The sequence below is a fragment of the Streptomyces sp. NBC_00358 genome (genome assembly GCF_036099295.1).
Taxonomy (GTDB): domain Bacteria; phylum Actinomycetota; class Actinomycetes; order Streptomycetales; family Streptomycetaceae; genus Streptomyces.
The window spans coordinates 283,752-306,870 of the sequence record NZ_CP107976.1 but is presented as its reverse complement, the minus strand read 5'-3'; the positions used below and the strand labels follow the sequence as shown (position 1 = coordinate 306,870).

Sequence of the window (23,119 nt, the reverse complement as noted above, 5' to 3'; positions counted from 1 at the left end):
CGGTGGCTACGACGGAGTCGCCAGGCGCGGATCTCGCCGGTGAGCACGAATGCCGCAAGTATCAAGACCACGGTCGTTATGCTCGCTGACCACGGCTCAGGCACCCACCAGTGACCTATGACCGTCCACCCGGCGAGGATTAACACGGCAAGTATGTAGCCGCGCAGACGCACACGCAGCCGACGCACATCGTGTCGTGGTTCAACTGCCATGATGGCCCTGTGCAATTACGGGACGATGCTTGATCACAATCGTATGCTGCTCACTTCTGCCCTGTAGGTCAATACTCCAGCAGGGACTCGGTGTTGGATCACCTCTCGGCTAGTTTCCCGCACGGCCGTGTAGTGCGTTCAGCAGCGCCAGACCAGCTTGTGGAGCTTGCCCCGCTGTGCTTGTAATCGCTACCGCTACCGCCGTACTGACAGCGTGAAGCTGGCATCCCAGCACTCCACTGCAGACGTCGCGACGTGTTCTGTCGAGTGCTCGCCTGGCCGGAAGGTCCTGGCAGCCGGCAGTGCAGGCGGAGCCGGTTCGGGCTCCGCCGAGTGCTTCCGGCCGCAGGACTGGATCAGTGACCTCGTCGAGTCCGCCCAGGAGCGCTGGAGAGCGGTCAAGCACCTCACCTCGTCGCCGTCGTCCGCGCCGGATCCCGTTTCGAACGCAGCCACCTCGTCGAACGCCCCCAGACCGTTGGTCTCCCGTTTGGTGACCTCTGGCCTTCTGGTCGAGCTGCCGCGTGCCAATGAAGACCGGTACTTGGACGTGACCGTGGCGCTCATACTCGACATCGCCGCCATGGACCGGTTTCGTAACCTGGAGCGACAGGTTGACGGTGCCGAGATGGTAGCCGCAGCTTCGACGGATCCTTCGTTGTCATCGTCGCGCTGCCGACCGTTCCCTGGCCCCACCTGCCCTGCACGCCGGTCATCGCGCGGACAATCCACGATGGGTACCGGTGAATCCGAGATCCTTTTCCACCACCAGCATGGGTTCCGTCAGTGTGACGTCCAGGGATTCTCGTCGTCTCATCCTGGCGGTGGCCTGCGGCAGAGTGCCGCGCTGTCACTGCTTCCAACCACGGTCGGCTCGCGTTGACTTGGGCGAGTTGAGTCTGCGTGTGCCACGCGAGCTCGGTCTACTTCGTGGCTCCCCGGGCGAAGCCGTTGTAGATGTACCGCTGGAGGAAGAGGAAGACGGTGAGCGTGGGCAGGATGACCAGGACTGTGCCGGCGGAGATTTCCTCCCAGTGAGCGCCGAAGGGGCCCTTGAACCGGAAGAGGGCGGTGGACATTGTGCCCAGTTCCTCGGAGGGCATGTAGAGGAAGGGGATGTAGAAGTCGTTGTAGACGGTGATCCCCTTGACGATGACGACGGTTGCCACCGCCGGCTTCAGGAGCGGGAAGATGATCTTCCAGTAGATGGTCAGTGCGTTTGCGCCGTCGATGCGGGCGGCCTCGTCCAGGGACCGGGGGATACCTCTGATGAACTGGAGGAAGATGTAGATCGACACGATGTCCGTCCCCGTGTACAGCAGGATGGGGGCCAGACGGGTGTCGAACAGGCCGAAGCTGTTGACCACTTGGAAGGTGGCCACCTGGGTGGTCACGCCGGGGACGAGGGCGGCTATGAGGAACAGGCCCACTACCAGCCTCTTGCCGCGGAAGTCGAAGCGGTCCACGGCGTACGCGGTCATGGAACCGATCAGAACTGTGCCCGTGATGGAGAAGCCAAGGATGAAGGCCGTGTTGCCGAGTGCCATGAGCAGGTGGCCGTCGGTGAAGGCGGTGGCGTAGTTGTGCAGGTTGAGCCAGTTGTGGGGCAGGCTCAACGCCCGGCCACTGTCGGCGGCTTCACGCGGAGTCTTCAAGGATGTGAGGAGGACGACTGCGAGCGGTATCAGGACGACGAGGGAGGCGAGGACCAGTGAGGCGTAGACGAACGTCCGGGCGATGAAGGGCCGTTGGGAACGGTGGGTGAGGTTGCTCATACCAGGTCCACGTTGTCGTCGGGTACGAGGAGGCGCTGCAGCCACGTGATCAACAGGACGATGAGAAGCAGGACGACGGCGGCGGCTGACGCCAGACCTGTCTTGTTGAACTGGAAGGCCAGCTTGACGGTCTGGATGACGAAGGTGGAGGTGCCCGTGGCGCCGCCGGTCATGACGTAGGGGATCTCGAACACTGACAGTGAGCCGGAGACGGCGAGGATGACGCTGAGGCTGATGACGGGCCGGATCCCGGGAAGGATCAGGTGACGGAACTGCTTCCACCGGTTGGCTCCGTCGAGTTCCGCGGCCTCGTAGAGCTCACCGGGGATCGACTGGATGGCGCCGAGGAAGAGCACGAAGTTGAGCCCGGTGAACCGCCACACCGAGACGCCGGCCAACGAGATGTTCGCCGATCGGGGATCACCGAGCCAGGCATGGTCCGAGCCTGCTCCGAACCACGACAAAAGGGTGTCGAGGGTGCCGCCGTCCTGGAAGAAGTACAGGAAGACGAACCCGATGGCCACGCCGTTGATCAGGTAGGGGAAGAACAGGATCCCCTTGAAGAGGTTACGCAGCCGCAGGTCGAAACTGAGGACCGTGGCGAAGTAGAGCGCCGCGGCGATCTGGACCGCGGACGCCGCCAGATAGTAGAGGCTGACGAAGAACACACGGAACAGCTCAGGACGGGTGAAGAGGTCCGTGTAGTTCCGCAGGCCGGTGAGATGGCGCTCAGGGCTCACCCCGTCCCAGTCGGTGAAGCTGTAGTAGATCATGTTGCCCACCGGTACATAGGTGAACGTGATCAGCAGCCCGACGGGGATCAGCAGGAACAGCCAGGGTGTGAGCGTGTGCATCGGAGCCGAGCGCCACGAACGCAGCGGGGCTCCGTGAGCCGCCCGGGCCATGGCGCGGCGCGGAGATGGCGGGGTGAGGTGCGCCGCAGGGGCGCGAGTCGTGTCGGGCATCTCGGCCTTTCGTCGTCGAGGGGCGCGGAGACCGGCAAAGGCCGGCCGTCGCGCTGTCGCCCCCGCGCGGACCCTCACGAAACCGTGGTCTTCCTCGCCTCGTTCCACCGCTTGTCGAGATCCCGAAGGAAGCCGTCCAGACTGCCTTTCTGCGCTCCGCGGGCCAGGTCGACCAGTTTCTGGCGATAGTCGGGCTTGCTCAGACCTATCTCCGCGGCGTCGTCGATGGCGTTGACTTTCCCGGTGTCCGCCTCGGAGCGCTCCACGAACAGAACGCCGGCGGCGGTGTAGGCCTTGAGCGTGTCCGGCATGGGCGCGGATTTGAGGGCTGATACGGCCCCTTCGTTCTGCGCGTACCCGGACTTGTCGGTGAACCAGTCGATCCAGGCGCGGGCCGCAGCCTTGTGCTTGGAGTGAGCGTTGACAGCCTGCTGGTAGTCGGACAGCAGGGTGGCGCAGAACTTGCCGTTCTTCTGGGCGGGGAAGGGCATGAAGCCGATGTCGTCCGAGTTGGTGCCGGCCTTCCGCGCAGCGTCCTGCATCTGGGTGATGGCCCAGGAACCCAGCTGCATGCTTGCGACTTTCCCTTGGGCGATCAGGGTCTTGGAGCTCTCCCAGTTGGTGGTCGTGGGGTCCTTCTCGGACAGTTTGTCGTGCACGATGTCGTAGAGCAGCGTGTCGATGACGTTCAGGTCGCTGCCGGGCGCCCACGGGGAGTCGGTCGTGGCCAGCTTGTTGCTCGACTGCGGGTCGCAGCTGACCGAGCCCAGGCTGTTGGTCCAGGCGGTCAGCGGCCACAGGTCCTTGAAGTTCGTGTAGTACGGGACCGAGTCGGTGGCCGCCTTGATCTTGCCCAGGTCGGCGATGAACTGCTCGGGAGTGGCGGGCCATTGCGTCACGCCGGCCTTCTTCCAGACGGCCTTGTTGTAGACGAAGCCGTTGGCGGTGCCGAAGCTCGCGATGCCGTACACCTTGCCGTTCACGCCGGTCTTGTCGGTGAACCGGTACTTCTTGCTGAGCTGAGTGGTGCTCCCCAGGGGGGCGAAGAACTTGGGATAGTCGTCCTTGGAGATGGCGGCAGGGATCATGAGGACGTCGCCGTAGTTCTCCGTGTTCATCCGGATCTTGACCTCCCCCTCGTAGTCGGTGATGCCTTGGAACTTCACCTTCACCTTCGGATAGACCTTGTTGAACGCGGCGGCGTACTTCTTCATCGTGCCGTCCTGCACCAGGTCCGTCCGCTGCGTCAGAACGGTGATGTCCCCGGACACGCTGCCGGGATCGGCCGGCGCGCTGGCAGCCTCTCCGGACGGCGCCCCTGCACCGCTGCATCCGGCGAGTGTCAGTGTCGTAGCGGTGAACACGGCGGTCAAGAAAGGCTTCTTCGCCATGTGCCCGGCTCCCTTCCACGGTTGCGGCTCGAGCTTCCAGGTGGGCTGAGCGGCACTATGGCAGCGGCCAAGTGAACCGGTAAAGCTCACGGTTCTCCTTCGATGCGTAATCGTTATCCTGCGCTTGCGGCAACGCGACATCATCCGTGCTCAGGGCCGTGCGACAAGAGGATCTAGTCGGAATGGGTGAACTGAACCGGTCTATGGACAGGGCTCCGAGGGAGGGCCTAGCTTGCCTGTAGTCCGTGGACGGCGGGCGACGGTCCAGCGAGGGGAGCTGCGTCATGAAGGACATCACCCTGCTCTCGAAGGGGTGGAGTCTGCATCACGAGGGGAAGGCGCTGAGCGCCGTCGTTCCCGGCTGTGTGCACACCGACCTGCTGGCCGCGGGGCTGCTGCCGGACCCGTACATCGGCACCAACGAACTCGACGTCGCCTGGGTGGGGGAGCGACCGTGGACGTACTCGACGCACATCGGCGCGGCGACCGCGCACGAACGCACCGACCTCGTCTTCGACGGTCTCGACACGGCCACCGAAATCACGCTTGACGGTGTCGAGTTGGGCCGAACACACAACATGCACCGGACCTACCGCTTCGACGTCACCGGCCGGTCCGGTGAACTGGCGGTGCGCTTCCTGTCCGCGTACACGGCAGCCGAAGCCGTGCGGGAACGGACCGGCGACCGTCCCAACGTGTATCCGGCACCTTCGCAGTACATCCGCAAGATGGCCTGCAGCTTCGGCTGGGACTGGGGACCCACCCTCGTCACGGCCGGCATCTGGCGTCCCGCCCGCCTGGAGCACTGGTCCACGGCCCGCATCGCCCGGGTACGTCCCATGGTCACCCTGGCAGAAGCAGCGGGGCGCGTGGAGGTGCACCTCGAGGTCGAGCGGTCCGTCGCAGGCGACGGGCGCCGGCTGACGGCCCTCGCGACCGTCGCCGGCGCCCGGGCCGAAGCGCACTTCACCGGTACGAGCGGGGTCCTGACGCTGGATGTACCGGACCCCGCCCTCTGGTGGCCGCGCGGCTACGGCGAACAGACCCTCTACGAGCTGGAGGTGGTGCTTTCCGCAGGGCAGGACGTGCTGGACACGTGGCGGCGGCACATCGGCTTCCGCACGGTCGAACTGGACCGCACACCCGACGAACACGGCACCGCTTTCACCCTGATCGTCAACGGTGAACGTCTCTTCGCGCGCGGCGTGAACTGGATCCCGGACGACGCCCTCCCCTCCCGGGTCACATCCGAGCGCTACCGCCGACGACTCACCCAGGCCGCGGAGGCCAACGTCGACCTCGTCCGCGTGTGGGGCGGAGGAATCTACGAGGACGATTCCTTCTACGACATCTGCGACGAACTCGGCCTCATGGTCTGGCAGGACTTCCCGTTCGCATGCGCGGCCTACCCCGAAGAGCAGCCACTGCGCGGTGAAGTGGACGCCGAGGCGCGTGAGAACGTCGTGCGTCTCATGCCGCACCCCTCCCTCGTACTGTGGAACGGCAACAACGAGAACCTCTGGGGGTTCCGCGACTGGGGCTGGGAGCCGAAGCTGGGCGGTGACTCATGGGGCGGCGGGTACTACCTCGACCTGCTGCCGCGCATCCTCGCCGAACTGGACCCCACCCGGCCCTACACCGCCGGAAGCCCATGGTCGGGCGACTGGGAGCGGCACCCCAACGACCCGGCCCACGGCACCCACCACTCATGGGAGGTGTGGAACCGCCGCGACTACGCCGAGTACCGGGACAGCGTGCCCCGGTTCGTCGCCGAGTTCGGCTGGCAGGCCCCGCCCGCGATCACGACCCTACGGCGGGCGCTGCCGGGAGAGACACTCTCGCCCGACTCACCCGGCATGCTCCACCACCAGAAGGCCGAAGACGGCAACGGCAAGCTCAACCGGGGAGTGGGCCGGCACTTCGCCCTGCCCGAGGGGGACTTCGACCGCTGGCACTACCTCACCCAGCTCGTCCAAGCCCGCGCCGTGGCCGCCGGGATCGAGCACTGGCGGGCGCACTGGCCCGAATGCGCGGGCACAGTACTCTGGCAACTCAACGACTGCTGGCCGGTGTCGTCCTGGTCCGCCATCGACGGGGACGGCCGGCTCAAGCCGCTCTACCACGAGCTCCGCCGCCTCTATGCCGACCACCTGCTCACCATCCAGCCCGACCCAGGCGGACCGACCGTGACCCTGGTGAACCAGTCGGCTCACCCCTGGAGCACCGCAGTCGCGTTGCGCCGGTTCACGACGGATGGTTCACAGACCGGCCTCGGTACCTGGGAGGTCGAGGTCGCTCCCCGCTCCGTCGCGCGGACGCGAGTTCCGCCGCAGGTGGCTCTGGCCCCGGGAGCCCCCAGGGAGTTCCTGGTGGCCGACGCGGACGAGCTCCGCGCCCTGCACATAGCGGTGACGGACAGGAACTTCGACTACCCGAGGCCGAGGTTCGATGTCCGGATCGAGCCGGTGGACGGGAAGGGCGATAGAGTCGACATCGTGGTCACCGCACACACCCTGGTACGCGATCTGCTGCTGCAGCCCGACCGCCTGGCCCCCGACGCGACCGCGGACCGCGGGCTGACCAGCCTGCTCCCCGGTGAAGACGTCCGCATCCGCGTCCGCGGCTGGACGGGGCGTGACGTCCAGGCCGTACGGGCTGCGCTGTTCTGCGTGGAGCCGGCGTGAGCGCTCCGTCCGACCGTGTCACCATCCGGGACGTCGCCCGGCACGCCGGGGTGTCCACGGGAGCCGTCTCCATCGTGTTCAACGACAAACCCGGGGTTTCCCCCGCCACCCGCGAGCGCATCATCGAGGCAGCGCGCGAACTGGGATGGACCCCGAACAGCCGGGCGCGCAGCCTGTCCGGGACCCGGGTGGACACCGTGGGACTCGCCATCTGCAGGCCGGCACGACTGCTCGGGCTCGAACCGTTCTACATGGAATTCATCTCCGGTATCGAGAGCGTACTGAGCGACCGGTCCTACTCACTGCTACTGCGCCTCGTACGAGATCTTGACGAAGAGGTCAATCTCTACAAGCACTGGTGGCAGGGTCGGCAGGTCGGCGGTTCCATCGTCGTCGACTTCCACCAGGACGACCCCCGCGTCCCCGCGCTGGAGAACCTCGGCATGCCCACGGTGGCCGTGGGCCACCCCTCCCTCACCGGGGACCTGACGTCCGTGTGGACCGACGACGCCACCGCGGTCGAGGAAGCCGTCCGCTATCTGGCCGCGCTCGGACACCGCCGCATCGCCCGAGTGGGAGGCCCGGCCGGCCTCGGACACAGTGGGATCCGCACGACAGCGTTCGAGTCGGTAGGACGTGAACTCGGGCTGGAGAGCGGCCCACAGGTGGCCACCGGGTTCGCGGGCGAGGACGGCGCCCGCGCCACCCGCTCGCTGCTCCTTACTCCCGATCGGCCCACGGCCATCGTCTACGACAACGACATCATGGCGGTGGCGGGCGCGGCCGTGGCGCAGGAGCTCGGGCTCGCCGTCCCCGGCGACCTGTCGCTGCTGGCGTGGGACGACTCGCAGTTGTGCCGTCTGACCCACCCCCCGCTCTCTGCGATGAGCCACGATGTGCACGGCTTCGGAGCCGAGGTGATGCGTACATTGTTCGCCGTCATCTCGGGCCAAGGACCCGCTTCCCACCAGGTGTCCACTCCCAGCCTCACCCCGCGAGGCTCGACGGGTCCACCGTCGCGCTGAACGCGAACGCGCCACCTGCCGCGCCGCCCGGATGAGCTCCGGCACCTCATCGCCGCGATCGAAGTCGGCGCCGTGGAGGGAACCTCCGATGAATTCTCCGCGAACCCGGCTCCGTCGGCGCGAGTCGGAACACCATCCACTACGAGTGACATGGGCACCGCCGGTTGTCGGGCCTGGGCGCCGCCCGCGCGCCGGTGGTCGAGCCGTGTCCCCGTCCGCCACCGGCTGACCGGCCGTGACGAGCCCGCCGCCCCCCCCGAACATTGCACGCCAGGCGTCCGGCCGTGCTGTCGGAGGCGGCTTGTATCCTGCACGCATTCGACGATCGGACGATCACGGATACGGGCGTGCGGGCACGGGGCGGGCGTCCAGGGGCGGGAGCGCGGGGATTTCGATGAGTGACGCACATCCGATACGAAGCCACAGGCCGGGTCTCTCGGTCGGCGCGCGCATCATCGCGGTGGTCGTCCTCGCCGCGATCGGGTCCGTCAGCACCTGGCTCCACCACGACGCTCCCGGTCGGAGTGCGCAGCCGCGTACGGAGTTCACCGCGAACAACCCGCCCGCCGGTCTGCCCACCGCGCTCACCACCGGCCAGCACCTCCATTGGCACAAGTGCACCTCGCCGCCCACCGCGCGCACGGGCTACGACTGCGTCACCATGAAGGCCCCCCTCGACTACCGGAAACCGGACGGCAGGACGATCGACGTCGCCCTGATCCGCCGCAAGGCCACCGGCCCGAACGCCCGGCGCATCGGCTCGCTCGTCCTCAACTTCGGCGGCCCCGGTGTGTCCGGCGTGAGCGGACTGCCCGAATTCCTCAACGAGTACGAGCCGCTCCTCGACCGCTACGACCTGGTCTCCTTCGACCCGCGCGGCGTCGGCGCGACCATCCCCGTGCGATGCGGGAAGACCGCGGACGACACCGGCTACGACGGGGCCGACGCCTGCGCCGAGCACTCCGGGGCGCTCCTCCCGTACATCGGCACCTCGCACACCGCGCGTGACCTCGACCTGATGCGCTACCTCCTCGGCGACGAGCGGCTGCACTACTTCGGCGTCTCGTACGGAACGGCGCTCGGCGCGGTCTACGCCCACCTGTACCCGTCGCACGTCGGACGGCTCGTCCTCGAAGCGTCCGTCGATCCGACCGAGGACCACGACGAGAAGGAAGTGTCGCAGGTCAAGGCGGTCCAGGCGGCGTTCGACCGGTTCGCCGCGCACTGCGCGGCCCGTATCCGCCACTGCCCGACCGGCGACGGGCCCGAGGAGGCCGCGCGGCGCATGGCGCGCCTGGCCGACCGCCTGGAGAAGAAGCCCGCCCCGGCCGGCGTCGGCAGGAATCTCGACGCCGACGACCTCGCGTACGCCGTCAGCGACCATCTCCGCCTCGGCACGGACGGCTGGGCGCCGCTCGCCAAGGCCCTCACCGCGCTGATCGACCACAACGACGGCCGTCCGCTGAGCAAGGGCGCGGAGGACATCGGCTCCGCCGACCGCGCGGCGACCCCGCGCGACAACAGCCGCGTCGCCCTGACAGCGATCACCTGCGCGGACTCCAGCCTGCGCCCCGGCTTCGAACGCCTTGACAGGGACGAGGCCCGCATCAAAGCCGCGTCACCCGTCTTCGGCGCGGCCTGGTCCAGCGGCGTCTACCTCTGTTACGGCTGGCCGTTCGACGGCGAGCGCGCCAGGCTCCAGGTGAACGCCGACGGCGCGGCCCCCGTCCTGGTGGTCGGCGGCACCGGCGACCCGATCACCCCCTACCCCGGCGCCCGCCACATGGCCCGCGCCCTGGGCGACGGCGTCGGTGTCCTCCTTACGGCCGAGGAGGAGGGCCACGGCACTTACCCGATGAACCGCTGCGTCACGGAGACGGTCGACCACTACCTCCGCACGGGCCGCACCCCGGCCCCGGGGAAGGTGTGCCGGGGCAGCATGTCCTGAGGCTCGTACTGCCGTACATGCCACCGGGCAGGAAGCCTGTCCCGCCGGCGCCTTCATCGACCGGGAGCAGCCGCACCTTCCGGCTCTTCTGTGGCACACCGAGTGGTACGACGTCCGGGGTGAGATCCGCAGGCAGACGCCAAGTCTTCTTGAGGGATCAGGTGCTGCTGGGTCCATGCCGTGGGCTCTGGCTGGTCGAGGCTCGCGCCAGGGCGCGCAAACGGCGATACGTGAGTGCGCATCTACGTTGACCGGCCGCGGTGTTGGAGTCGTGACCCGGTTGGCACTCCGCGTTCTCAGTAGGAGCAGCTTCGGACTCCGCAAAGCTGAGTGCCATCACCGGCAACACCGCGCATCGCTGACGGGCAGTTCCGTGTTCGGCACATCAAAAGATGTACCGAACACGGTCGCAACGTGCTGCCGTCAGGCCGGCCTCAGGAGGCCAACTCGTCGAGACTCATCCAGGTCCGGGCGGGACGCCGCCCTGCAAGACGACCGGGAGGAAGAGCCCGGGTGGACGGCTTCGTAAACTGCCCGTGGTCTGATCAACGCGACCACGTGTGACGGCCATTGGGCGGATCGGCGTGACGGGCCAGAAGCCGAGGTCACATGCCCGTCGCTGTCACATCCGCCGAGTAGACCAACGCGACGCGGTGGTTGTACTGGATGGTGTACATCTGCTTGGCGCCGATGACGACTGCCCCGGAGGTGAAGTAGTCGTCGGTGTAGGCCGGCGGCCGGGTGGCGACGTACGCCTGGCCGACGGGGACGGTGTACCAGCTGACGGGTGCCTGCGTGGAAGGGGACAGTCCCGCGGGGTATTCCGCTCGGTCGGGGTAGCTGGAGCCGTAGACCGCTACCGGTGTGGTGCCGCCGGCGGAGATCAGCGTTGCGTCGTGCGCGGGGGTGGTGTTGATGCCGTCCGGGTTGTAGAACCAGACCTTTTCGCCGCTGTACCAGATGGCGGTCCAGTCGCCGTCGGCGTCGGCCACCACGAACTGTTGTCCCGCCTGGGCGGTGGACCCCCAGTCGCTGATCCGGTCAGTGCCCGCTCCGCCCTTGTGAATGGCCTGGTCGCCGAAGAGCGGGGCGGTGCTGCTGGGCGCGGTACGCAGGAAGACGAAGTTGGAGGACTGCTGCTGAGGGGTGCAGACAGGAGTGGCGCCGGTGGGGTCGTCGCCGGGGCAGACTTGCACGGTCTGCTGGTTCTCGGTGAAGCCGGGAGTGATCGTCACCGCCGAGCCGACCGACCCGACTCCGTGGTCCCCCGCCACCGGAGCGCCGAGCAGGCTCATCAGGTGCTCCCAGTCCCAGGAAGTGCCCGGGTCCCAGTGCATGCCCGCGACGAGGCTGGAGTTGGGGCCTGCGACATTGTCGTGGCCGATGATGTGCTCACGGTCCAGCGGTATGCCGAAGCGGTCCGAGAGGTACCGCACCAGGGACGCCGTCGCCTCGTACTGCGCCTCGGTGTACCAGGTGCCGCCGTGCGCGGCGTAACCCTCGTGCTCGATGCCGATGGAGTGGAGGTTCGTTGAGTAGTTGCCGGCGTGGAAGGCGATGTCCTTGGTCGGCACCATCTGCGTCACCGCGCCGTCCGAGGACCGCATCACATAGTGCGCGGCACTTCCGCCCGCACTCTGAAAGGTCGTGATGGCAGATTCGTACGACGACTCGGTGTCGTGGATGACGATCGTATCGATCCTGATGCCGTTGGCCGGGCGGTTGGAGACCTGGCCATTGGACGACGCCGCCGGCACGAACGTGCACGAGACTTCAGGCGGGCACTCGGTCGCCTCGGACTCCGTGGTGCCGGTTAGGGCGAGCCTGCTCAACTGCCCCGTAGCGACGCGGACGTTGCTGTCGGCGCTCAGCGACACCCGCTGGCCGTCGGGGGTGGTACGCGTGGCCCCGGTCCTGATGGTGGCGAAGACGCGGCCGGCGAACGCCCTGGCGCCCCGCTTCTGCGACGAACCGCTGTAGCGGGCCACCGCCCCGTACCACTGGCCGGCGTCCGAGGACCGACTGCCGGACACGGCCCGCTGATAGGAGGCCAGAAGCGCGGCACCGCCCGCGATGTTGGCGGCAGGGTCCTCGCGCAGTTCGGCAACGGTCAGGCCGGTGAGTCTGGCCGCAGCCCGCAGGGTGTGCAGGGCGGGGTCCTTCGCCAACTCGCCGAGATCCGCCCGCCCCACGGCCCCGGCCGGACCGTCGGCCAGCATCGCGGGAGTGACGTCCGTGAGGTGCATCGGGCCGTAGCCGCCACTGGTGCTCATCCGGCCGGAGTGGGCGTCCCATGCCGACTCCTGGTACGCCACAGCGAGCAACACCTCGACGGGGACGTGGTACTTGGCAGCGGCGGCCACGAAGGCATGCTGCCGTGTGCTCGGTACGGCTGCGGCGCCCTGTGCGGTCGCGGGTGCCAGGGCAGTTAAGGCTCCTGCGGTCAACACACTCGTGGCGGCCAAGCAGATCAGCCGGTACCGGGACGCGCGCATTTGGGAAGCGCTGTCCGTTGTCTTCTTCGTCTTCACTTTTTTGTGCTCCAGGACAACCGGGAAGGAATCGTCGACTTTGCGTGTTTGTCGGACGTCAAGGTCGATGTCGCTTCGGGGTGGAAAGTGAGAAAAATTCAGAGATTGCCGTGCCGTGAACGCCCCCGAAGGCGACTCTTGCTGTATCGCACTTCATGTCGAGACGTCAAAAGTCTCGTCAAGTGGATGAACTGAAACTATATGGTCAGCGAGCTCTGACGTGCAAGACACCCTAGGATTGGGCAGATTGACCACTTGACTGAGAGGGATGGAGTTCTGTCGGAACGTTGTTCAGGGAAAGAACTGTTCTTGAGGATTTGGGCGGCAGCGCATCGTTCCAAGACGTGCAGCTGATTCCAACTCCGTAAGGGCTGTCCCGTAAAGGCCACTGACCTTCAAAGCGTGGCGTGAGAGAACTGACGGTCCGTCAACCCCGCGGTATGCGGAGTACATGAGGTATGCCCAGTGCGGTGGGCTGACCGACGAACGCCCGCCGTTCCGTTACGAAGGGCTCAAGGCCTCCCGCAGAACAACGTAGGGAACCTTGACGTGGCTCACGGCGGCTTGACCCAGCCGACCGCCCTGACGCCCTGGCCCGACCGCTGCCGAGGCTCGGGATTCCGTGGCCGGGCGAACGAAGTGATTCTCGGGCGGTGGGCCGCGGAACTCGCACGGACCTGGCGGGCCCTGGACGCTCCCGCACCCACCCGCCTGCCGACGCTCCGTTCGGGGATGCGAGGGTGGGCGGATGAAGTGCCGAGTTCCGTGGTCCGCGTCGCCCACGTCCGCGACCGCTGTCGCCTGCGCCCTGCTCGCCCTCGCCCTCGCCGGATGCGGCGACGCGACGGCCGGCCGGCCGTCCCCGGGCTCGACGTCACCGGCCACGCCCCCCGCCCGCCAGGCACCGCACTCCGGCAAGGTCTCGACGGACCCCGACGACGTCAACGGCGACGGCTACCGTGACCTGCTGGTCCCCGTCACCGTCGGCGGATTCGACCGGAAGACGAACCCCGCCGGCGAGGAACGCGTCGGCGTCGTCTTCGGCTCCGCCCACGGCCTCGACCCCGCCGTTCACAGCGTCTGGTCGCGCGCCGACCTGGGCCTGCCCGAGCCGGACGTGGCGCACGGCTTCAAGGACACCCTCCCCGCCGCCGGGGTGGTCACCGCCGACCTCGACGGCGACGGCTTCCCGGACTTCGTGACGGTCCGCAGCGGGCCCACCGTCAAGGAGAAGGGCTTCCTCCCCGTGTCGCGCGCCGTCCCGTACGTCTCCTGGGGCGGCCCGACCGGACCGACGCCCGGGGCGACCCCGCTGCGGATGCCCGGCCGGGTGGCGAACCTGGGGATCTCGACGCTGGTCCGCGGCGACTTCGACGGCGACGGGCACCACGACCTCGCCGGATCCGCCGCGGACAAATCATCCCTGGTGGTGCTCTACGGCCCGTTCGACCGCTCCGGTGCCCCGGCCCGTACAGACACCCGGCTGCCCTGGTTGAGCGGCTCACTCTTCGCCGACGCGATCGATCCGTCCGGCAAGCCGCGTGCCACCTCCCTGCTCGTGCACGACATCAACGACGGTGAACAGTCCGGCAATACGCTCGTCGTCGCCCACCGCGGCACCGGGCTCGCCGCCCGGGGCACCGTGCTGCGCCGGGGCAATGCCCACGCCTTCGGCGACTTCGACGGCGACGGTGTGCGAGACGTCGCCGTCGGGGGCGACCACAGTCGCAACGACGAGGACGCGCCCGGTACCGCACCCGCGGACAACTCGTTGACGGTCTACCCCGGCTCCGGCACGCCGCCCGTCGTGCACCGGCTGCCGGACGTTCCCGAGGGGTTGGGCACCGACTACGGCCCCGGAGGCTTCACCGCCGCCGACCCCGACGGCGACGGCCGCGACGGCATCCTGGTCGCCACCTACCAGGGCGCCACCCTGATCGACGGCGACCGCCGCACCAACGTGCTGCGCCAAGGCCCCGCGACCGTCGGCGGCGAGCACACGCCGGCCAAGTGGCTGCACGCCCGCCCCGTGGGCGCCGGAGACTTCGACGGCGACGGCCGCGACGAACTCGTCCTGGCCTGGGCACCGGGTCTGCTGTTCGGCCTGTACGGCGAGCACCCCGCGTACTGGTGGATCACCGACGGCACCGGCTCCCGCGACCGGACGTCCTTCGTCACGGACACCTTCGCCCCCGAATGACAGGTCGCGGCGGGCGCGCCGCCGGGTCAGCCGGCCCGGCGGTGCCGACCGGATGCGACCTGCTGGTCCGACCGCCACTCGACAGCGTCGGGAAGCTGGATACTCTCGCACCAGCAAGCTGAACTGCGTTGCTCTCCGGGCTGATCAGTCGTTGCGCGGAGCATGGAACTCAGCAAAGGAGCGTGCGTCAAACGCCCTTCAGAACACGCTCAAGTGCCGCCCGGCCTGCGGGTCCCCAGTTCGGCTTGCCGCCGGGGAGGCCCCGGTCTCCGTTCTGCCCCATGAGCATCAGGAAGAGGCTCTTCATGGCGGCCAGCCCGCGGGCGCGCCGGATCGCCGCGTCGTCTGCATGGGCGTACACGTCGAAGAACCGTGAGGCAGTGGCCGCGGGTAGTAGCACCCATGCGGCGGCGAGGTCCCACGCTGGGTCGCCGGCGAACATGTCGCCGAAGTCGACGATGCCGGAGAGCGTTCCGTCCGAGACGACGACGTTTGCGGGATGGAGGTCGCCATGCACCCACACCCGCGGTCCCTCCCACGCCTGGGCCGCAACGGCGTCGTCCCAGACGGCCCGGACATCCGCAGCGATGTCGTCGGGGACAACGGCCCGGAAGAAGTTCTCGAAGCCCTCCGTACAGTTCTTGGGATGGCCGCCGCGGTCCGTAGCGATCGGCGCCTCGGCGGGCGCCTCCACATGGAGCGCCCGGAGGAAGCCCGCCAGCGTGTCGGCCGCGTGGTCGCCGCGGCTGATCGAGCCGTGGTCCAGTGGCTCGCCGGGAACCCACGTCATCACGGTCCAGTGCTTGGGGAAGCGTTCGGACGGTTCGCCGAACCGCACCGGGGTCGGCACCGGGAGCGGCAGGCGCGGGGCCAGCACGGGGAGCCACCGCCGCTCCTTGAGCTGGAGCTCCGGGGTGGGGTCCATGCGCTGCATGCGTACGGCCAACTCGTCCCCGAGGCGCCACATTTGGTTGCCCCAGCCGCCCGCCACCTCGCGGATGGCCAGCCCTGCAAGATCTGGATGTTGTTCCAGCAGCAGGTCGCGGACCAGGTCTGCGGTGATCTCGATCCCGGTGTCGGTCATGAGACGTCACCGTACTCAGGCAGCAGACGGAGCGGGCTCTCGCTCTCCGGAACATGTCGCTGTGATCCTCTGGCGTCATCAATGCGGTTTCAGAGAGCTTGGGATCAGAGGCCTTGGGACGGAACGGCCTCAAAGTTCAGATCGGTTCCCGGTCTCACTCAGCGCGCTGTCCGACACGTAGGACGCTCAAATAGCGACGTGATGCTCGGTCGCCCATCCGGGTACGGATGCGCTCGGCGATGGCGTCGAGCAGGGGCTCGCGAACATCGCGGTCAAGCCTCCGGTACAGCGACAACGAGCGAAGGTGATCGGCAAAGCCGTCCCCGGTGAACCATTGAACGGTTGGATACCAGCGGACGGTAGTTGGGCCGAACAAACCGCCGGGATCGTCGACCAGGCCCCAGCCCTCGTCGGTGGAACGCACGTCTTCTTCGAGTGGCGGATGACCCCAATCGGGGTTCCCGGGGCAGAACCGCTCGTGGAGATCGGCGGTCTCGGCATACACCTCCGGCTCTCCCGGCTGGCGGACGACGACGTGGCCGAGCAGCGCCATCCAGCCTCCGGAATGGAGCACGTCGTGCGCTCGCCGCCAGCCGATCGACGGATCGACCCAGTGCCACGACGACGCAGCCACGAGGACATCGAAGCGTCGACCGCGGTCGTCCCACTGCTCGAACGTTGACGTCTCGACTTGGACGTTGCGGAAGGAGGCGATCCGCCGGCGAGCGAGTGCGGCCATGTCGGGGCCCGGCTCGATGGCGGTCACTGAGCATCCGAGTGCTGCCAGCGAGCGCGTCGCCTGACCGGTACCGCAGCCCACCTCCAGCACCGACGACCTGTCGTCCGTACCGGTGACGGCGACAAGGTCCGCGAACAGTTCGTCGGGGTATCCCGGCCGGACCCGGTCGTAGAGCTCCGGGACCTCGTTGAACACCCGGCCGAGGTCGTGTGCATTCAGGCGCGCCTTCGGGTCATTGGTCACGAGCGCACAAACTATAGGGCTCGTCCATGGAGATGCCGCCGGAAGCCGACACCGCACCGTACGACTGGCCCGGGCGCGGACGTTCGTGCATGAGAACTGCCCTCATCCGATCTTGCCCGCGACAACCTGGGCGCCCTCGTCACGCATGGCGTGGTCGGCATTGAGCCCGTCTCCGGGTATCCCGGGCGGATCGGTGATCTCTGTGTGGGAGCACCTGGAACCACTGGTGGCGGCGGAGCGTGCCCGGCGTGCGCAGGACACGTCGCTGCGATGTTCCACCAACCAGTCGGCCATGTGCCGTACGGCTGCTGACTGGCCCGGTACCTCATGGCCTTCCAGCAGTGCCAGGGCCAGTGCGCTCAATGGGCCTGGGAGGCCGTGCGCCAGCCCGCAGTCAAGCTTGCCGTAGGGGTAGAACCGGCGCGCCGGCTCGCTCACCAGCCGTTCGGGCGGGGTCGCCCAGCGCGGTGGGCCGGGTACGCGGGCGGCCAGCCACACCAGGGCACCCAGTACCTCCGGCAGCCTGTTGTACGGGTCATGGGCCAGCAGGCCGGTGGCCACACCGCTCACCCCGGAGACGACGTCGTGGCCTTCCATTGGGGCAAGCCCTTGACCGGAGTGCAGGCGGGATGTCATGAGCGAGATGCGCGAGGCCAGTTCCGCGTCCAGGGCTGCCGTGGGGTGCTGGTCATGTGTGTCGTGCCGGTGCAGCAGTGTTGCGGTCAAGTTCAGTCCGCTGATCCCGGCGAAGAGACCGGCGGACAGGTGCGCTGAGCGGTCGGCTGCGCGCAGCGCCGCACGGAGAAACTTGTCGCCTGTCGCGTCCCACCCGGCTCGGGGGAAGCATCGGTCCAGGTACGAGCAGAGCACGGCGAGCCCTGCGTCGCCTGCTGCCACGGAGTACGGCCGCCAGGTCTGCGGGGAGGGGGCCGGATCGCGGGTCGCCGCAGGCCTGTCGGCGATGTCCCGGCAGCCGACGGCACGTTCTGCGACATCGAGGGCCACTTCCAGCGCGGCGCTTTGGCGTACCCCGCCGACCACGCTGGTCCACGTCGGTTCAGGTGCACCTGTCACCCTCTCGCTCCGCTCTCTCTTCCTTCCTGTCCATCGTGGGGCGCTCACTTGCGTCGGACGCCACGGGGCACGGGAGTGTCCTGCCCGGCAGAGATCGCGGCTATATGGACAAGATGTCATGATATGAAGCGATCTGCGACCGTCGTGCAGTGCTGGATCAGTTGATCGCCCATCGCCCATCGCCAATCGCTTGACGCGCGCGGCATTCGAGCGCCCGGCCGTCCGTGTCGTCAGAAGGGTGTGGGGCCGTGTGCGAACGAACGTTGCGGCATACGGCGACGGTGATGCGCGCGTTTCCCTCCGTGCGCAGGAGGCACGGAACCCCACGCGGGCTCCGTCTCGCGCTGCACGAGATCCTCTTCGACGTCGTTCACGGAACCGACACGTCCATCGAGTTGCCTGACCCGACCACGCCGCTTGGCAGCGCCTCCCGCTCCGGTCACGAGGCCTCCAATCCCTTGGTGTTCATGGAATTGATCCGCCGGGTCCCGGTGGTTCCGCAGGAGAGCGTGTTCCTCGACCTGGGAGCGGGGAAGGGCAGGGCGTTACTGCTCGCCGGACGGCACGGCTTCCGCAGAGCCATCGGCGTGGAGATCTCGCCGGCGCTGTGCCGCATCGCCGGGCGCAACGTGCACCGTGCTCTGCGCCGCCACCCCGGGACCGCGATCGAAGTGCACTGCGCCGACGCCGGCGGCTTCGACATCCCGGACGCGGTGGAGGTCGTATACCTGTACAACCCCTTCCCGCCCCCCACGCTCAGCCGCGTGATCGAGCGGATCACCGCGTCCCAGCGGAGGGCTCCCCGTCGGCTCTTCGTCGTCTACGCGCACTCCCGGCACCACGACCTCCTTCTTGAGGCGGGGTTCGTCGTGCTGCACCGGCAGGACGGCGCGGGCATGGTCCTCATCCGGTATCCACCGGTGTGACCGTTCGCGTCGCTCACTCTCTGTCAGAGTCAGAGTCAGAGTCAGAGTCAGGGGCGGGACGCGGATTCACGGTCGCCCGGCGCCGCCGCGCCGTGCGGCTCGTGACGCGTACAGCCGGTGCAGGAAGTCGTAGAGCACCAGCTCCTGAGGTCGGGCGGCCGAGCGCAGGAGACGGTTCGCGTGCATATGCAGATAGGTGCTCGCCAGCTCCGGGAGCGAGGCGGTGACCTGCCCCGCCTCGATCGCGCGGCGCAGGTCCTCGGCCACCTGCTGCACCGCCGGCAAGGGAACACTGAGTCCGTCCAGCGCCCGGACCCCGCTCGGGGGTGCAGTGGTCCTTCGGCGTCCTTCGCCGGGGGAGTCAGGGCCCATCAAGTGCTCCAGAACCCCGCGCTCCGAGCGGTATCGCTCACCGATCCCGCGGCGCAGAGCCCGGTCGGCCGAGAGTTCCTCGGCCAGAGTGTCGCGCGCGGCGGTCGTCGCCGCGCGTCGGGCCGTCAAGGACATGCCCAGTCCGCGCAGAATCCGGTCCATGTTCACCAGGCAGAGCCGCCAGCGACCGTCGGGGTCTGCTGCCAGGGCGTTCTCCGGACCGGCTTCTGTTTCCGTCCGGTGCGTGGCCAGTGCCAGTGCTTCCAAGGCGGTGAGGACCGCCTCACTGTCAACGCAGAAGAGGCGTTCGGCGAGGAGCATGCCTTCCGGGCCGCCGTACCGCTCGATCTCCGGCTCGTAGGTGTCCAGTTGCATACCCTGGAGCGTTTCGTCGGAGAGGAAGGGTGCGACGGTGTCGACGAGACAGGGCAGGACTTCGCGCAGGAGCCGACTGCGGTCGCCGTGGATTCTGAGGCGCACGTGCCACGCGGGGTCGCCGTAGCGGATGAAGAACCACTTGTCGCAGCGAGCCGCCTGCTGCGCATGTCTCACCACCGGCCGCACGACTTCTCGCAGGATGTCGTCCGCCGCCGCAGGCCCCGTGTAGAGCTTGGCGTAGAGCCAGTCGGATCCCGGCGGGTGAGCCCTGGCCACGGAAGGCACCTGGAGGGCAGAACGCCTGGAAGCCGGGCTCGGTGCAGGCCGCGTGTGCGGAACCCGAAGGAACGGCACCACCAGTTCATGGGTGTACCGCCCCTCATCGCCTCGCACCCATACGTCGTCCGGTCCATGGAACAACTCGGTGAACGTCGCATCGCGGGGCCGGCGGAGAAGGTGGTGGACCAGGCCGTCGACGCTGATCACATTGTCGAGATCGACCGGCAGAAGGCGATCGTCTTCCGTCAGCGCCACCCAGCGCGGCATGCGGACGCGTGTGCGCAACTGCCGTACCGCCTCGAACCGCTCCCGGTCCTCCAGCCCTGCGAGCGGCGGGAGTTCCTCGCTCGCGATGTTCCACCGGGCCGGCGACAACACGAGACGGCCGGACGTCACCCGCGGAAGATACGGTGCCGCCCGCAGCGCGCCGAACGAGAACGCCGGGCGCGTCACCCCTTGCCCCTGCAGCGCGCCAAGGAAGCGGTAGAGGCCGAGATTGGTGGGTCCGCCGAAGTTGTGTGCAGATGTCAGCCGGGGCAGCACTCTGCGACCCAGTTCACGCGACATGAGCACCACCTGGTCACCGGAGACGCGGACGTACAGGTCGGTCAAGGGGATACGGCGGGTGAGGTCGCCTCCAGGATGTCCCAGCAGGGCGATCTCGGCATCGCGCAGAGAGGGCCGCGTCAGTACGTCTCCGACGCGCGCGTCGGGCACATGCACGATCTCCGCGAACACCGCGTCGGGCTGTAGGGCCTCCTCGGCCTTGACGTGAGTGCGCAGCAGCTCCGTCAGCTCACGGTCATGACGGCACAGTCGCCCGAGGGGCGTGACGGCCGAGGGGCCCACAACGGCGGAGACGAAGACCCGGTAGGTGCCCGCGGCGACACTCCGCTCGTCCTTGGCCAGCAGGGTCGCCACCACGCTGAAGGAGTCCGGCAGAGGCTTGGCCTGCCTGTCCTCGCTCAGGCCGAAGGCATGCAGGTCGGTCTCGTCCACGTTGAGTTCGCCGGCGTCCGAGCGCAGGGCATCGCCGAATTTCGCCAGGAGCAGGGGAGGGAGGTCGTGGTCGGCGGACGGTGCGGCGTGGTGCGCTGTGGCGTCGGGGAACGTGAGTCCCGACAGAAGTGACTCGGCGGCCGGTCGTTGCGCCTCCGACACCGGAAAGCCGATCCCGGTCTCCTCGTCGAGCGCCTCGCACAGCGCCACGTCCCGGCCGCCGTACCGCTGCCTGAAAGCGTCGGCGAAACAGTGGATCTCACGGTCGTGGCCGCCGCGGTCCATCCGGTGGAGGAAGCGGGCGCCGCGGAGGATCTCCTCCGTCACGTCCTGGCCGAGTACGGCGGACCGCGCCGGCTTCACGAGGTCGGTATGGAAGGGCGCGACGCGGTGTCCCCTCGTGTTCGCCGGCGGGCTCGGCAGGGCCGAGGAGATCCTCCGGTAGACGGCGGGTTCCGATCCGAGGGGTTGCGCGTCGAGGACGGCCAGGGCGTCACGCACCCGGGTCAGCCCGTCGACGACGTCGGCGGTCGGGCCTGAGTCCGTCAGGCTCCGCAGTTGCCCGATGAGCTGGGCCGCGGGGTCGGGTCCGCAGACGCTCGGGCCGAGCTCGGGGACCAGGATCCGGTGGTGGATGAGTTGGTTCACGAAATCGGTGGCGTCTTCGTCAGCGCTGTCGGCGTCCTCGCTACCGAGGGCCGCCACCAGTTCGCACCGTCGCGCTCCCGAGGCGGCGCGCTTCAGGACAGCGGACAACTCCGCGGAAGGGGCGACGGCGACGAGGTGATGGGTCCGGTGTCCGTCCTTCACGCGCTCGCAGATGTACCGGAGACGTCCGGCCGCCTCGTAGAGCGTCGTGTTCGGATGGAAGCGCACGCTGTCACGGACGGACGGGTGGTCTCCCAGCGCATCGGACAAAGACGTCACGTATTCGTAGCTGATGCGGGTCTGCCGCTGGTAGGAGGAGCGCGGCCCCAGCGACAGGCTCGTCACGCTGCCGGGCGAGGCACCGACGCGTCCCGTCGTCCACCCGGCGAGGAGCCCGAACGGTGTCGGGCGGGCAGCCATGCGGGAGACGTATCGGTACAAGGCCCGCTCGGTCTTGCGTCCGCGTCGGCTTTCGGGGTCGCGGTGCCAGACATCCACGCTCTCCGCGAGGGAAGGGGATGCCAGGAAGAGGGCTTCTCGCACTTCAGCACGGGCGCACACCTTCGCAAGCCGGCCGCGAACCGTGCGGCGGTCGTCGGACAGGGCCCGCTCCGTCACGGTGGACCGGCCGTCGGCGTCCGACGCGCGGAGGTCTTCGCCAAGGGCCGACAGGGTGTCCAGCGGCAGCATGGGCGTCCGCAGGACGAAGAACCCTGAGGCGGTCCACCGGTCGGCCCGGGGAAGGGATGTGGGCCCCGGGTCGGCACTCACCTGGCCGCTTCCCTTCGTGCGCGGGTACGCTGCCGCCGTCCCGCGCGGGAGCGTCGAAGCAGGAGCGGCCACAACTCGGTGTGCGCGACCGATTGTGACAACAGCCTCCGCCAGAAGAAGTTCACGTTGACGGCCCAGGGAGACATCACGGTCACCTGGTGGTACCAGCCGACAGGGATGTACAGGCATTCCCCGGGTCGCAGGGTGCAACGGAATCCCACTGCACGCCGCGCGCGGGGAAACGTGTCGTAATCCGGCAGGTTCGGGTCGAACCGGCAGTGCGTCGCTTTCGGCAGCTTGTACAGCAGGCGGGCCTGCGACGGGGGAAAGAGCAGGAAACTCTTCTGGCCGATGACCTGCACGTTGCAATTCGGAGTCACGTCGCAGTGCAATCCCGAGGATGTTCCGAGTATCCCGCACCAGAAGTTCGTGTCCACCAAAGGCGAACGGAACCAGTCCGGAACGGGAGCGTCCCGCAACAATTCGGGCGAAAGCGCGGCCAGCTTCGCATCAAGGTAGTAGGACTGCTCGAATCGATGGTCACAGACGGCTTCTGTGACGGCCCCGGAGTCGATTCCCGGCCGAAGGACCGGCTTCAGGTCCTCCGCCGCCTCCAGGACCCAGTCGAGGTACTGCTCGAACCGGATGCGCCCGCCCGGGCCGAGGCGCTGGAATATGTTGCGGGGCGGCCCGTCCGTTTCCCTCACCGCGATCTCCCGCGGACCGGCGACCCGCCGAAGGTATCGCGAATCCCAGTGCCGTACGGCCGGCCAGTCGGCCGTGCAGTCCGTTACGACCGCCGGGCGGTCCCCGATGAAGGCGTGCGGGCTGAACTCCGCGCTGGGAACTCTGACAACGGGGCGAATGTCCATCAC

General features: G+C 68.1%; 14 protein-coding genes and 1 pseudogene. 6 read left to right on the top strand and 9 right to left on the bottom strand.

Translation table 11 applies throughout. The annotated features are described in order from the left end of the window. Positions 1-522: 522 nt before the first annotated feature. Positions 523-746, top strand: a pseudogene (locus tag OHT01_RS40135) (hypothetical protein); the annotation flags it as partial. A 389-nt stretch (positions 747-1,135) separates the two neighbouring features. Here OHT01_RS40135 and OHT01_RS01490 read toward each other — a convergent pair. The 3 genes from OHT01_RS01490 to OHT01_RS01480 form a co-directional block, all read right to left on the bottom strand. Beyond that, a complete protein-coding gene (locus tag OHT01_RS01490; RefSeq protein ID WP_328551252.1) occupies positions 1,136-1,987 on the bottom strand; it encodes a carbohydrate ABC transporter permease in 852 nt (283 codons plus the stop codon). Continuing rightward, positions 1,984-2,952 carry a carbohydrate ABC transporter permease gene (locus OHT01_RS01485; protein WP_443043348.1) on the bottom strand — a complete coding sequence of 323 codons (969 nt, stop codon included), beginning with the start codon at positions 2,950-2,952 and terminating at the stop codon, positions 1,984-1,986. Before OHT01_RS01485 ends, OHT01_RS01490 begins: the two co-directional genes overlap by 4 nt. A 74-nt stretch (positions 2,953-3,026) precedes the next feature. Next, positions 3,027-4,343 (bottom strand): ABC transporter substrate-binding protein, encoded by a 1,317-nt coding sequence (locus OHT01_RS01480; RefSeq protein ID WP_328551251.1) that lies wholly within the window; start codon positions 4,341-4,343, stop codon positions 3,027-3,029. 284 nt (positions 4,344-4,627) lie between these two features. Between OHT01_RS01480 and OHT01_RS01475 the strand changes: the two genes are divergently transcribed. The 3 genes from OHT01_RS01475 to OHT01_RS01465 all read left to right on the top strand — a co-directional run bounded on the left by OHT01_RS01475 (position 4,628) and on the right by OHT01_RS01465 (position 10,000). Then, positions 4,628-7,027, top strand: a complete 2,400-nt coding sequence (locus OHT01_RS01475) for a glycoside hydrolase family 2 protein (RefSeq protein WP_328551250.1) — start codon at positions 4,628-4,630, stop codon at positions 7,025-7,027. Continuing rightward, entirely contained in the window at positions 7,024-8,052 is a 1,029-nt protein-coding gene (locus OHT01_RS01470) for a LacI family DNA-binding transcriptional regulator (protein ID WP_328551249.1), read from the top strand. The genes OHT01_RS01475 and OHT01_RS01470 overlap by 4 nt, the downstream gene beginning before the upstream one ends. Before the next feature lie 394 nt (positions 8,053-8,446). Then, positions 8,447-10,000: an alpha/beta hydrolase gene (locus tag OHT01_RS01465; protein ID WP_328551248.1), complete on the top strand. Its 1,554-nt coding sequence runs from the start codon at positions 8,447-8,449 to the stop codon at positions 9,998-10,000. A gap of 605 nt (positions 10,001-10,605) precedes the next feature. On the opposite strand, the gene OHT01_RS01460 is transcribed toward OHT01_RS01465, so the two are convergent. Continuing rightward, positions 10,606-12,495, bottom strand: coding sequence for an N-acetylmuramoyl-L-alanine amidase (locus tag OHT01_RS01460; RefSeq protein ID WP_328557991.1), 1,890 nt, complete (start codon positions 12,493-12,495; stop codon positions 10,606-10,608). Between the two features lie 784 nt (positions 12,496-13,279). On the opposite strand from OHT01_RS01460, the gene OHT01_RS01455 reads away from it, so the two are divergent. Continuing rightward, entirely contained in the window at positions 13,280-14,731 is a 1,452-nt protein-coding gene (locus OHT01_RS01455; RefSeq protein ID WP_328551247.1) for a hypothetical protein, read from the top strand. Positions 14,732-14,918: 187 nt separating this feature from the next. Here OHT01_RS01455 and OHT01_RS01450 read toward each other — a convergent pair whose 3' ends face one another. The 3 genes from OHT01_RS01450 to OHT01_RS01440 all read right to left on the bottom strand — a co-directional run bounded on the left by OHT01_RS01450 (position 14,919) and on the right by OHT01_RS01440 (position 17,871). Next, positions 14,919-15,815, bottom strand: a complete 897-nt coding sequence (locus OHT01_RS01450) for an aminoglycoside phosphotransferase family protein (protein ID WP_328551246.1) — start codon at positions 15,813-15,815, stop codon at positions 14,919-14,921. Positions 15,816-15,969: 154 nt separating this feature from the next. Continuing rightward, the gene (locus tag OHT01_RS01445; RefSeq protein WP_328551245.1) at positions 15,970-16,797 is read right to left on the bottom strand and encodes a class I SAM-dependent methyltransferase; all 828 of its coding nucleotides are present in this window, start codon (positions 16,795-16,797) and stop codon (positions 15,970-15,972) included. A gap of 102 nt (positions 16,798-16,899) precedes the next feature. Then, complete coding sequence (locus tag OHT01_RS01440) at positions 16,900-17,871, bottom strand: lanthionine synthetase LanC family protein (protein ID WP_328551244.1); 972 nt, start codon at positions 17,869-17,871, stop codon at positions 16,900-16,902. 284 nt (positions 17,872-18,155) lie between these two features. Between OHT01_RS01440 and OHT01_RS01435 the strand changes: the two genes are divergently transcribed. Next, positions 18,156-18,797, top strand: a complete 642-nt coding sequence (locus tag OHT01_RS01435) for a class I SAM-dependent methyltransferase (protein WP_328551243.1) — start codon at positions 18,156-18,158, stop codon at positions 18,795-18,797. Between the two features lie 66 nt (positions 18,798-18,863). Here the strand turns inward: OHT01_RS01435 and OHT01_RS01430 are convergent, their stop codons facing one another. Together OHT01_RS01430 and OHT01_RS01425 are read right to left on the bottom strand one after the other, a co-directional pair. Beyond that, the gene (locus tag OHT01_RS01430; RefSeq protein ID WP_328551242.1) at positions 18,864-22,244 is read right to left on the bottom strand and encodes a lantibiotic dehydratase; all 3,381 of its coding nucleotides are present in this window, start codon (positions 22,242-22,244) and stop codon (positions 18,864-18,866) included. Further along, on the bottom strand, positions 22,241-23,116 hold the full coding sequence (locus OHT01_RS01425) for a cupin-like domain-containing protein (RefSeq protein ID WP_328551241.1): 876 nt from the start codon (positions 23,114-23,116) through the stop codon (positions 22,241-22,243). Before OHT01_RS01425 ends, OHT01_RS01430 begins: the two co-directional genes overlap by 4 nt. Positions 23,117-23,119 lie beyond the last annotated feature (3 nt).

Bases quoted from the DNA above. Each gene is read 5' to 3' on its own strand.
- OHT01_RS01490 (WP_328551252.1), bottom strand. From the start codon at position 1,987: ATGAGCAACCTCACCCACCGTTCCCAACGGCCCTTCATCGCCCGGACG.
- OHT01_RS01485 (WP_443043348.1), bottom strand. From the start codon at position 2,952: ATGCCCGACACGACTCGCGCCCCTGCGGCGCACCTCACCCCGCCATCT.
- OHT01_RS01450 (WP_328551246.1), bottom strand. From the start codon at position 15,815: ATGACCGACACCGGGATCGAGATCACCGCAGACCTGGTCCGCGACCTG.
- OHT01_RS01475 (WP_328551250.1), top strand. From the start codon at position 4,628: ATGAAGGACATCACCCTGCTCTCGAAGGGGTGGAGTCTGCATCACGAG.
- OHT01_RS01435 (WP_328551243.1), top strand. From the start codon at position 18,156: ATGCGCGCGTTTCCCTCCGTGCGCAGGAGGCACGGAACCCCACGCGGG.
- OHT01_RS01425 (WP_328551241.1), bottom strand. From the start codon at position 23,116: ATGGACATTCGCCCCGTTGTCAGAGTTCCCAGCGCGGAGTTCAGCCCG.
- OHT01_RS01465 (WP_328551248.1), top strand. From the start codon at position 8,447: ATGAGTGACGCACATCCGATACGAAGCCACAGGCCGGGTCTCTCGGTC.
- OHT01_RS01460 (WP_328557991.1), bottom strand. From the start codon at position 12,495: ATGCGCGCGTCCCGGTACCGGCTGATCTGCTTGGCCGCCACGAGTGTG.
- OHT01_RS01480 (WP_328551251.1), bottom strand. From the start codon at position 4,343: ATGGCGAAGAAGCCTTTCTTGACCGCCGTGTTCACCGCTACGACACTG.
- OHT01_RS01455 (WP_328551247.1), top strand. From the start codon at position 13,280: ATGAAGTGCCGAGTTCCGTGGTCCGCGTCGCCCACGTCCGCGACCGCT.